Annotated in this window: 2 protein-coding genes; one reads left to right on the forward strand and one right to left on the reverse strand. The window is 66.8% G+C overall.

Going from position 1 to position 1,259, the window contains the following annotated elements; genetic code table 11:
• The coding region (locus DD1DGNOD_RS24775; RefSeq protein ID WP_131771146.1) for an MFS transporter at window positions 1–297 on the reverse strand (297 nt) is incomplete at its 3' end.
• Window positions 298–476: 179 nt separating this feature from the next.
• Between DD1DGNOD_RS24775 and DD1DGNOD_RS24780 the strand changes: the two genes are divergently transcribed.
• On the forward strand, window positions 477–1,259 hold a 783-nt coding region (locus DD1DGNOD_RS24780; RefSeq protein WP_131771143.1), incomplete at its 3' end, for a TetR/AcrR family transcriptional regulator.

Below are 1,259 nucleotides of genomic sequence, written 5' to 3' on the forward strand. Positions count from 1 at the left end.
CATCCGCTTGCCGCCGAATCGCTCCACCGACCAGCCGGTCAGCGGGATCACCATAGCCAGGGCGAGCATGTACCCGGTGCTGACCCACTGGATCGTCGAGATTCCGACACCGAACGAGCGGCCCAGCGTGTTGATGGCGACGGCGACGATCGTGGTGTCCAGCTGCACGACCACCGCGCCGACCAGGATGATCCCGGCGAGGCGGATCAGCGCCGGATCGAGCCGGTCCTTTTCCTTTTCCTTTTCCTTTGCTTCCTTTGGCCGTCCGGATGCGGTGGACGTCGGGGTTTCTGCCATCACGAGCCTCCGGGAACAGCCGATGTTGGAACGTCCAGGCACGACGTAGGCGGACGGATACGCGACCGCGGTTGACGATACACCGTATCGGAAACCCGTACGGCGTACATCGACCGTGACAGCGTATCGATCCGTCGTACGCGGTATCGCCGGATCCGATCCGGCGATACTCTCGTTCTGTGCCCTGCGACCGCCATGCCGCGATCCGGGTGCCCGACGCCTCCTCGCAGGCCGTCCGGCGGCCGTCGGACGGCCTGTTGTGGACCCGTCTGGCCAAGGAGAAGAGGCCGGGGCTCACCCGAGAGTCGATTGTCAACGCAGCGATCACACTGGCCGACACCGAAGGGCTGGACGCGGTCTCCATCCGGCGGGTCGCGGCGGCGCTCAACACCCGTCCGATGAGCCTCTACTCGCACATCCAGCGCAAGGACGACCTCTTCGAGCTGATGACCGACGAGGCCATCGCCGACATCATCGTCCCAGACCCGTTGCCCGCGGACTGGCGGGAGGCGCTGTGGACCATCGCCCAGCGAACGCGCGCTGTCGCCCTGCGACACCCATGGATCATGAAAGCCAGGGGTTCCTGGCCGCGCCTGGGCCCCAACGCCATGCGTCACATGGAGCAGTCCCTCACCGCCGTCGCCGGTCTCGACGTCGACCGGCGCCGCAAGATCTGCATCCTCAGGGCCGTCGACACCTACACGGTCGGCCACATCGTCACCGAGCTCATGGAACAGGTCATGCCGCGGCGGGAGGGGGGGAGCGCCGCCGAGCAGCAGCAGTTGATGCAGGGTTACCTCCGCGCCCTCATCGACACCGGCGACTTCCCCCGTATCGCCGACCTCGGTCCGGATCTCCCGCTGCTGACGGACCACGGTGAGGCACAGCAAAGGTTCGACGAGGGTCTGGAATGGGTGCTGGCCGGCATCGCCGCGTCCCTTTCGGAGCTCCCCCCGACCACC

Origin of the sequence: Candidatus Protofrankia californiensis (assembly GCF_900634765.1) — a bacterium.
Lineage (GTDB): Bacteria > Actinomycetota > Actinomycetes > Frankiales > Frankiaceae > Protofrankia > Protofrankia californiensis.